Genomic DNA, 9,354 nt, shown 5'->3' on the forward strand with positions numbered 1-9,354 from the left:
TTTGTACTGCTGGCGGGAAAAAACCACAAGATCCCGCTCGGCGACCACGATCTCTACGCCGCGCAGGAAATCCAGCGCGCCGTGACCGAAGCCTATGAGGAGCACGAGAAGCCGCAAGAAGACGGGCTGGTGAAGGTCTACGAACGCTACATGAAGGAGAACGGCGCACCGAAATCGATGGCCGACATCGGCACCTATCTGCACCTGATCAAGGATGCCGAGCCCCGCTTCACCGGCCGCGCCATCAAGAACGTCACCGACGCTATCAAGATGCGCGCCATGGACATCGAGCTTCCCGACGACTGGTTCGAGAAGCCGGAAGTCTTCATTCACAAGGGCTACGACGAGAAGAAAGCGATGATCGAGGAACTGCGCGGGCCGTTCTCGATGGACATGGTCATGCAGGAGATCAACCGCTATGCCGACTCGGAGTTCCGCTATTCCGACAAGTCCGACGACTCCGCCGTGCAAAAGCTGCTGCGCGACGCCCGCCTGCGCGAGCGAGCCGCGCGCGAGATGGAGGAGATGAAGAAAAAGGGGCTATGGAATGCGTGAGCCTGGCACCTCTTCCTTCTCCCCGTTCACGGGGAGAAGGTGCCCGAAGGGCGGATGAGGGGCAGCGCTGTGCGAGGCAGTAATGAGCCAAAGGTAGCAAGGGCCCGGCAGCTTCGGAAAGTCGAGAATGATGCCGAGGAATGGCTGTGGCACGAAGTGCGTGGAAGGCGGCTGAATGGCCACAAGTTTGTCCGTCAGCTCCCGGTCGGCCCATATTTCGCAGACTTCGCCTGCCGTGAGGCTAATCTGGTTGTGGAAGTCGATGGAAGTCAGCATGCAAATCGGCCCCACGATCGATACAGGGATGAGACGATGAACAGGAACGGCTGGTCGGTGTTGAGGGTTTGGCACGCTGATGTTTTGACGAGCCGTAAGAGCGTGCTGGATACGATTGTTGCTGCGCTGGATGGTCGACTCGATCGGAAAATGATTGCTGTCGATGTGAAGTTTTTGCCAGCTTCAACGTCGGAGGAAAGATGATGAGCGTCTGCGCCGCCCCTCATCCGCCCTTCGGGCACCTTCTCCCCGTAAACGGGGAGAAGAGAAGATGAGCCCCGCCAAGAAACCCGATCTCCTGCGCGACAACGAGCTGATCTATGGCCGGCTGTTGACGGTCGACGAGCCGCACCTCATCCAGCGCTACAACAAGGCGCTGGCCGCGTTCGGCTTGAAGCCGACGAAACTGAAGAGCTTCCAGATCGACCGCACCGGCTTCTCGCCCGAAGTGGCCGAGGAATGCGATGATTATGACTATCTCGATCCCAATGAGGTCAACCGCCGTTTCATCATCCTGACGCCGTCGCAGATTGACCTGCCGGTGGTGCACACCGCCTTCTCCAACACCTCGCAACTGATGTTCGAGTTCATGTCCAGGAACCGGCGCGCCATCGATGCGCTGACGATCAAAGACGTCATCTACGGCGAGATCGAGGATTCCATTCCCAAGGTCAACGACATCGAGGACTTGCTGTCGATCAGTCAGGTCGAATTCAAGGTGCTGTCGGCCGAGGATGTGCTGGGCAAGGCAGCCGAACTCGGCAAGCTCGTCGACCGGCTGAAGCAGGAGCCAGATGCCTGGCGCGACAACGCCATGCTGACCCGCATGGTCGAGCTCGCCAAGATCTGCGGCGACATCCGCGAGAACGCGCTGGTACCCGACCAGGTGATCTTCCGACACAACGCCTACTGGACCAGCCATTTCGGCGGCCTCTACGTGTTCGTCGATCCGGATGTGACGACGGTGATCAGCGATCCGGCCGCCCCCGGTTTTCGCCGCTCGCGGCCGTGGCAGGTCAGCTATCTCTCGATCAACGACGCCGACAAGGTGTTCAAGTTCCTCGCCACCACCGGCCGCATCGAGCTGCCGCGTGCCTCCTGGGTCGAGGCCTCGGGCTATCTCGAGCACCGCGCCGAGATGGTGGTGCGCGCGCTGATCCGCGACGCCGAGCCGAACCGCAACTTGACCAATGTCGACAAGGTCTGGCTGCAGACCTGGATCCAGAGCCATGCCGACCTGATCACCAGGGACGGCAATTTCCCTTTCCTCAACGCCGCCAAGCGCGAGATCGCCCAGCTCGGCCACCTGAAGATCGAGGATGTCTTCCCGCAGCAGCGTTTCCTGGTGATCCGCGCCAAGCCAGACCACCCCGACGCCTGGCTGACCAACCGGCTGATCTCGGATTTCGTACCGTCGGACTTCGTCTCGCGCTACATCTTCAACAAGGACGGCTTCTACAAGGACTATGACGGCTTCAGCGATGCCTGGCGATCGCATGTTGTGGACGTTCTCAAAACCACATATTTGAAGGACAAGGTGGCGTTTCGCACACGCCTCTACGGCCTGACTGACTAGAACGAAATGAACCGTTATTTCGTTCTAACTTCTTGTTTTGGCGCATGATGTTATCCAAAAAGTCTGCAACTTTTTGGCATCATGCTTTGAGGGGGTGACACAGCCATGCTCGATCCGATCGTGAATTTCTTCACCCGTATTTTCCAGTGGATCGGCCGCGGCATCGGCCTCCTGATCGGCGTCATCCTGTGGCCCTTCCTGTGGGCCGGACGCTGGTATACGCAGCGCGGCTGGATCCTCAAGGCGGCGGTCGGCCTCGCTCTGCTGGTGCTGATCGGCCTCTATGCCAATTTCTTCTACGCCACCCAGTGGTGGAACAATTTCAACCCGAACTATCCCGACACATACACCTTCGAGAAGCGCAATGTCTCCGCCGGCGAACAGGTCGCCGCCGGCGCCGGCACGGACACCGCCAAGACCTGCGGCAACTCTGGTATAGCCCAGATCGCCGCTGACCTGACCGACTTCAACGTCAACCAGAATGCCTGGATCTCGTCGATGATCCTCTACAAGCTGGGCCTGTTCGGCATCGACTGGGACCACACGCCGTGGATGGACAACAAGGCCTCCTTCCAGCGCGGCATCAACCAGGCGGTGCGGCGCACGGCGACCGAACTTGCCGACAATCTCGGCCGCGTCCGCACCACCTCGCAGATCGACAGCGATCTGCAGAATGCCCGCGGCAACCTTCAGTTCGACGAAGAGACCTGGTATTTCGGCCTGAACCCCTTCGGCCCCAAGACGCCGACGCCAAGCTACTATCGCGACGCCGTGCGCATGCTGCGTTCCTTCAACGCCCGCCTTGCCACCTGCCAGGCGACATTCGACGCCCGCGCCGACAATCTGAAACAGTATATCGACCGCATCTCGTCCGACATCGGCTCGACCTCGGCGATCCTCAAGGAACGCGCCGAGAACCACAACAATGGCTGGTTCGACTTCCGCGCCGACGACCGCTACTGGTTCGCCTATGGCCAGCTCTACGGCTATTACGGCCTGATGAAGGGAGCCCAGGCCGACTTCGAGGACGTCATCAAGGAAAAGCATCTGCAGAACCTGTGGGACACGATGGACTCGCAGTTCGTTTCGGCGCTGCGCATCCAGCCCTTCATCATCGCCAATGGCCGCGAGGATGGCTGGCTGTTGCCGACGCATCTGACGACGATGGGCTTCTATGTGCTCAGGGTGCGCTCCAACATGGTCGAAATCAGCAACGTTCTGACGCAGTAGCGCTGTTCCATTAGGGACCAGGCGATGGCGAATTTGCGCCGTCGCCTCTGTCGCATTCCGTGCATTGTGCGGCTGTTTTGAGACGGCGGAACGGCGCGTCCTCTGGCTTCTATACGGCGCGGCAACGGAGCCGGGAAGAACCGACGACAGGTCGGCCGGTCCGCAGAGGAACTTTCTCCAGAGGAAACATAGTTGCATACAAGTTGACGCCGTGGCAGCGACAGGGTTAGAACATGCCCGCGCCCGGTTCCAACCTGTTTGCCAGTAAGATCAAACCCGTCCCCTCCACCGTCCAATCCAGAGGAAAGCCGTCATGGCCGAAGTGAAGTCCGACATCGAGATCGCGCGCGGCGCCAGGAAAAAGCAGATCCAGGAGATCGGCCAGAAGATCGGCATTCCGACCGAACACCTGCTGCCCTACGGCCACGACAAGGCCAAGATATCAGCCGAATTCATCAAGTCGGTGAAGGGCAACAAGGACGGCAAGCTGATCCTCGTAACCGCCATCAACCCGACGCCGGCCGGCGAAGGCAAGACCACGACCACGGTCGGCCTTGGCGACGGCCTGAACCGCATCGGCAAGAAGGCGATCGTCTGCATCCGCGAGGCCTCGCTCGGCCCGAATTTCGGCGTCAAGGGCGGTGCCGCCGGCGGCGGCTACGCGCAGGTCGTGCCGATGGAGGACATGAACCTCCACTTCACCGGCGACTTCCACGCCATCACCACGGCGCACAATCTGCTTTCGGCGCTGATCGACAACCACATCTACTGGGGCAATGAGCTCGGCATCGACACCCGCCGCGTCGTCTGGCGCCGCGTCATGGACATGAACGACCGCGCGCTGCGCGAAATCATCTGCTCGCTCGGCGGCGTCGCCAACGGCTTCCCGCGCGAGGGCGGTTTCGACATCACCGTCGCCTCGGAGGTCATGGCCATCCTGTGCCTGTCGACCGATCTGAAGGACCTGGAAAAGCGCCTCGGCGACATCATCGTCGCCTATCGCCGCGACAAGTCGGCCGTCTATGCCCGCGACCTCAAGGCCGACGGCGCCATGGCCGTGTTGCTCAAGGACGCCATGCAGCCTAACCTGGTGCAGACGCTGGAGAACAACCCGGCCTTCGTGCATGGCGGCCCGTTCGCCAACATCGCGCATGGCTGCAACTCGGTCGTCGCCACCACGACGGCGCTCAAGCTCGCCGACTACGTCGTCACCGAAGCCGGCTTCGGCGCCGACCTGGGTGCTGAAAAGTTCTTCGACATCAAGTGCCGCAAGGCAGGCCTCAAGCCGGCGGCGGCCGTCATTGTCGCCACCGTGCGCGCCATGAAGATGAATGGCGGCGTCAAGAAGGAAGACCTCGGCAAGGAGAACGTCGAGGCGGTGAAGAAGGGCTGCGCCAACCTCGGCCGCCACATCGAGAATATCCGCCAGTTCGGCGTGCCGGCGGTGGTTGCGATCAACCACTTCTACTCCGACACCGACGCCGAAATCCAGGCGATGAAGGACTATGTCGCCTCAATGGGCGAAGAGGCGATCCTGTGCAAGCACTGGGCGCACGGCTCGGCCGGCATCGAGGATCTCGCCAACAAGGTGGTGGCACTGGCCGAATCCGGTGCTTCGCAGTTCGCGCCGCTCTATCCCGATGCGATGCCGCTGTTCGAGAAGATCAACACCATCGTCCAGCGTATCTATCGCGGCTCGGAAGCGATCGCCGACAAGTCGGTGCGCGACCAGCTCAAGGCCTGGGAAGACGCCGGATACGGCCACCTGCCGGTGTGCATGGCCAAGACGCAGTACTCGTTCTCGACCGACCCGAACCTGCGCGGCGCGCCGACCGGCCACACGGTGCCGGTGCGCGAGGTCAGGCTTTCGGCAGGTGCGGGCTTCGTCGTCATCATCTGCGGCGAGGTCATGACCATGCCCGGCCTACCGAGGGCGCCGTCCTCGGAAAAGATCTTCCTCAACGAGATGGGCCAGATCGAAGGCCTGTTCTAGAATCCTTCTATTCGAACAGAAAGGGCGCCGCAGCGATGCGGCGCCCTTTCTGTTTTCAGATAGTCCCTACGCGGCGCTGCGTGACAGCGCCCGCTGGTTGGAGCCGAAGATGGTGTCGCGTTCCGGCAGCGCGCCGGTCTTCAGGCACTCGACCCATTCGGCGGTCTTGAGCACGGCGGCAAAGCGCGACTGCAGGATGATCGTGACCACGCGGTGGATCTCCTCGGCCGAGGCGTAGCCGGCGCTGTTGGCGTAAGGCACCGATCCGGTCGCATCCGACAGGAACTCGACGGCAAAGCCCATATGCACGGCGTGGATGATGGTCGACAGGTCGCAATTGTGCGTCATGTAGCTGACCACCGTGATCGTATCGATGGCGTTGGCGCGCAGCCAGTCCTCGAGGTCGGTGCCGGTGAAGGCGGAGGGCAGGTTCTTTTCGACATAATGGTCGCGCCCACGCCTGGCGATTTCGGGATGCAGTTCGCCGCCATGGCTTCCCCTGGCGAAGATCGGCGATGTCTCGGGCGCCATCTGCTTGACGACCACCACCTTGATGCCGGCAGCAGTCGCTGCATCCATCGCCCGCGCCACATGGACGACGCTGTCGCGGAACGGCGGATGCTGGATGGCAAGACTGCCGCCATCATAATCGTTCTGCACATCGACGACGATCAGCGCCCGGCGTGGCGTGGTGTTGGCTGGGTCAGACATGGTGTTTTCCTTTCCGGCTTGAATGTGATGGACCGAAAATAGGCGGACTCCGCGACAGTCGAAAGTGGCCCGACTGACATCATTCGAAAGAATTGGGACAATCCGCATTCAACTGCCGGAAGCACCCATGACCGACCCGATCATTGCCGTACTCGCCTTCGACGGCATCAGCCCGTTCCATCTTTCCGTACCGTGCCTGGTCTTCGCAGAGGACAGGACGGCGCTGGGCCTGCCGCGCTTCGACTTCCGCATCTGCGCGGTCAAGCCCGGCCCGATCCACACCGAGGCCGGACTGACAATTGCCGCGCCGCATGGGCTCGAAGAAGGGCTCGACGGCGCCGATATCGTCATCATTCCAAGCTGGCATCATCTCGGCGAACCGGCATCGCCGCCGCTGATGGAGGCGTTGCGCCGGGCGCACCAACGCGGCGCCTTGATCGTCGGCCTGTGCCTTGGAACCTTCGCCATTGCCGCGGCCGGGCTGCTTTCGGGCCGTCGTGCCGCGACGCACTGGGCCTATTCCGAACAGTTGCAGAAACTCCACCCCGACGTCGCCGTCGATGCCTCGGTGCTCTATGTCGACAATGGTGACATCGTGACCTCGGCCGGCGTCGCCGCCGGTCTGGACTGCTGTCTCCACATCGTGCGCGCCCGCTACGGCGCGGAAGCGGCACTGCGGCTCGCCCGCCAGATCGTCCTTTCTCCGCATCGGCAGGGCGGGCAGGCGCAATTCATCGAGCATCCGGTGGAAAGAAGCGCGGACGCCGACCGGTTCACCCAGGCCCTCGACGCGGTTCGCGCGGCGCTCGGAGAGACTCATAGCCTGGATAGCGTCGCCGAGGCCGCCGGCCTGACCCGGCGCACCTTTACCCGCCGCTTCCAAAAATCGATCGGCACCAGTTTCGGCGATTGGCTGACCAGCCAACGGATAGAACTGGCTCAAAGGCTGCTGGAGGCAACGGAGAAATCGATGGACCTGGTGGCGTTCGAAGCCGGCTTCGGCAGCGCCACCTCGCTGCGCCAGCATTTCGCCGCAAGGCTCAGAACATCGCCGGCGCAGTATCGGCGCGAATTCTCCAGAAGGGCTGATCGGGACGAACGCGTGGTGCTGTCGTCCTGATCGTTCAAACCCGCTTGACTGAGCGCGCCGGATTGCCGACCACCGTGGTGTTCGCAGCCACGTCGCGCGTCACCACCGCGCCGGCGCCGACGATGGCACCTTCACCGATGCTGACGCCGCCAAGGATGACGGCTGAGCCGCCGATCCACGCATTGGCGCCGATCTCGACCGGCCTGGCGATCTCCAGTCCAGCTTGCCGCCCAGCGACCTCCTTGTGATGCTCGGCGCAGTAGATCTGCACATTGGGACCGAGCAGCGTTCCCTTGCCGATGCGCACGCTCGCTGTGTCGAGGATGGTGCAGCCGGCATTGAGAAAGACGCCGTCGCCGAGAAAGATGTTGAAACCATAGGCGCAGTGAAACGGCGCCTCGATGCGGGCACCCTCGCCGGCGTCGCCGAGTAAAGCTTTCAAGCCCGACCCGAGATTGCCGCGCTGCCGCGGCGGCAGGCAATTGTGCTCGAACACCGCGTCACGCGCTACCACACGCAAGGACTCCAGCTCATCATCGAGGCAGGTATACCATTCGCCGGCCGCCATCTTCACGCGCTCGCTTTCGGCCATGACGCGGTCTCCAGTTCACGTCCTTCAAAAGCACAAGTGCGGCCAACAGAAAAGCGCCGATGCAAGTACTGGTCAAATATTGGACCTATGGTAGCCTGCGTCTCAAGGCCGTCCTGGCCCGGTGATCGAGGGGGATCGACCATGCTCTACATTCTCGCACTTCTGATCGGCGTCATTGCCGGTCTTCGCGCCATGACGGCGCCGGCTGCCGTTGCCTGGGGCGCTTATCTCGGCTGGCTGCCGGTTGCCGGCACCTGGGCGAGCTTCATGAGTCACTGGGCGGCTGTCGGCATCTTCACCATCCTGGCCATCGTCGAACTGGTCACCGACCAGTTGCCGTCGACGCCGAGCCGTAAAGTGCCGCAGCAATTCGGCGCCCGCATCGTCATGGGCGCCTTCACCGGCGCGGTGATCGGCGCGACAGGCGGCGCCACCATCGGCGGCTTGATTGCCGGCGCCATCGGCGCTGTCATCGGCACGCTGGGCGGCGCTGAAGCTCGCGGCCGGCTGGCGGCCGCCTTCGGCAAGGATCCGCCCGCCGCCTTCATCGAGGATGCGGTGGCGATCATCGGCGGCCTGCTGATCGTAGCGGCGGTGGCATGACGACGAAAACCTTCGACGCCATCATCATCGGTGCCGGACAGGCTGGCCCTCCGCTGGCCGGCCGGCTGACGGCCGCCGGCATGAGCGTGGCGCTGATCGAGCGCAAGCTGGTCGGCGGCACTTGCGTCAACACCGGCTGCATGCCGACCAAGACCATGGTCGCCAGTGCCTATGCCGCGCATCTGGCGCGCCGCGCCGCCGACTACGGCGTGACGCTCAGTGGCCCCGTCGGGGTCGACTATGCCAGGATCAAGGCGCGCAAGGACAAGGTGACGATCGAAGCCCGCACCAATCTCGAGACCTGGATTGCCGGCATGGACAAATGCACCCTCTATCGCGGCCATGCGCGTTTCGAATCCGCCAACACGGTGCGCGTCGGCGACGATCTGCTGACCGCCGAAAAGATCTTCCTCAACACCGGCGGCCGAGCCTCGGTCCCAGACCTGCCCGGCATCCACGACATCGACTATCTGACCAATTCCTCGATGATGGATCTCGACGTGCTGCCGCGCCATCTCATCGTCGTCGGCGGCAGCTACATCTCGCTCGAATTCGCACAGATGTTCCGCCGCTTCGGTAGCGAAGTTACCGTCATCGAGAAGAGCCCACGCCTGACCGGCCGCGAGGACGAGGATGTCTCCGCCGCCATCCTGTCGATCCTCGAACACGAGGGCATCACGGTCCATGTCGGCGCCGACGACATCGCTTTCGCCAGACAGGGCCAGGAC

At 62.5% G+C, this 9,354-nt stretch carries 10 protein-coding genes (1 of these 10 cut by a window edge); 8 read left to right on the forward strand and 2 right to left on the reverse strand.

The genetic code is table 11. The annotated features are described in order from the left end of the window. The 5 genes from EOC06_RS18900 to EOC06_RS18920 form a co-directional block, all read left to right on the forward strand. A protein-coding gene (locus EOC06_RS18900) for an ATP-binding protein (RefSeq protein ID WP_128308491.1) crosses the window boundary here: on the forward strand, window positions 1-555 show its end. It extends 1,362 nt beyond the left edge of the window; the window shows 555 of its 1,917 coding nt (coding positions 1,363-1,917); its start codon lies beyond the left edge, outside the window; its stop codon occupies window positions 553-555. Window positions 556-624: 69 nt separating this feature from the next. Beyond that, the gene (locus EOC06_RS18905) at window positions 625-1,035 is read left to right on the forward strand and encodes an endonuclease domain-containing protein (RefSeq protein WP_127302072.1); all 411 of its coding nucleotides are present in this window, start codon (window positions 625-627) and stop codon (window positions 1,033-1,035) included. 67 nt (window positions 1,036-1,102) lie between these two features. Continuing rightward, complete coding sequence (locus EOC06_RS18910) at window positions 1,103-2,407, forward strand: DUF6638 family protein (protein ID WP_128308492.1); 1,305 nt, start codon at window positions 1,103-1,105, stop codon at window positions 2,405-2,407. 105 nt (window positions 2,408-2,512) lie between these two features. Continuing rightward, window positions 2,513-3,637 (forward strand): DUF2333 family protein, encoded by a 1,125-nt coding sequence (locus EOC06_RS18915; protein ID WP_127321324.1) that lies wholly within the window; start codon window positions 2,513-2,515, stop codon window positions 3,635-3,637. A gap of 313 nt (window positions 3,638-3,950) precedes the next feature. Next, the gene (locus EOC06_RS18920; RefSeq protein WP_127321325.1) at window positions 3,951-5,630 is read left to right on the forward strand and encodes a formate--tetrahydrofolate ligase; all 1,680 of its coding nucleotides are present in this window, start codon (window positions 3,951-3,953) and stop codon (window positions 5,628-5,630) included. A 66-nt stretch (window positions 5,631-5,696) separates the two neighbouring features. Here the strand turns inward: EOC06_RS18920 and EOC06_RS18925 are convergent, their stop codons facing one another. Then, a complete protein-coding gene (locus EOC06_RS18925) occupies window positions 5,697-6,341 on the reverse strand; it encodes a cysteine hydrolase family protein (RefSeq protein ID WP_128308493.1) in 645 nt (214 codons plus the stop codon). 127 nt (window positions 6,342-6,468) lie between these two features. Here EOC06_RS18925 and EOC06_RS18930 point away from each other — a divergent pair, with 127 nt between their 5' ends. After that, entirely contained in the window at window positions 6,469-7,461 is a 993-nt protein-coding gene (locus EOC06_RS18930; RefSeq protein ID WP_128308494.1) for a GlxA family transcriptional regulator, read from the forward strand. A gap of 4 nt (window positions 7,462-7,465) precedes the next feature. Here EOC06_RS18930 and EOC06_RS18935 read toward each other — a convergent pair whose 3' ends face one another. Next, complete coding sequence (locus EOC06_RS18935) at window positions 7,466-8,023, reverse strand: sugar O-acetyltransferase (protein ID WP_128308495.1); 558 nt, start codon at window positions 8,021-8,023, stop codon at window positions 7,466-7,468. 141 nt (window positions 8,024-8,164) lie between these two features. On the opposite strand from EOC06_RS18935, the gene EOC06_RS18940 reads away from it, so the two are divergent. Beyond that, window positions 8,165-8,626, forward strand: coding sequence for a membrane protein (locus tag EOC06_RS18940; protein ID WP_023809876.1), 462 nt, complete (start codon window positions 8,165-8,167; stop codon window positions 8,624-8,626). Further along, window positions 8,623-9,354, forward strand: a 732-nt coding sequence (locus EOC06_RS18945; RefSeq protein ID WP_164898648.1) for an FAD-dependent oxidoreductase, incomplete at its 3' end; no start/stop codon positions are given. The genes EOC06_RS18940 and EOC06_RS18945, both read left to right, overlap by 4 nt.

Source organism: Mesorhizobium sp. M7A.F.Ca.MR.362.00.0.0, from assembly GCF_004023175.1.
Lineage (GTDB): Bacteria > Pseudomonadota > Alphaproteobacteria > Rhizobiales > Rhizobiaceae > Mesorhizobium.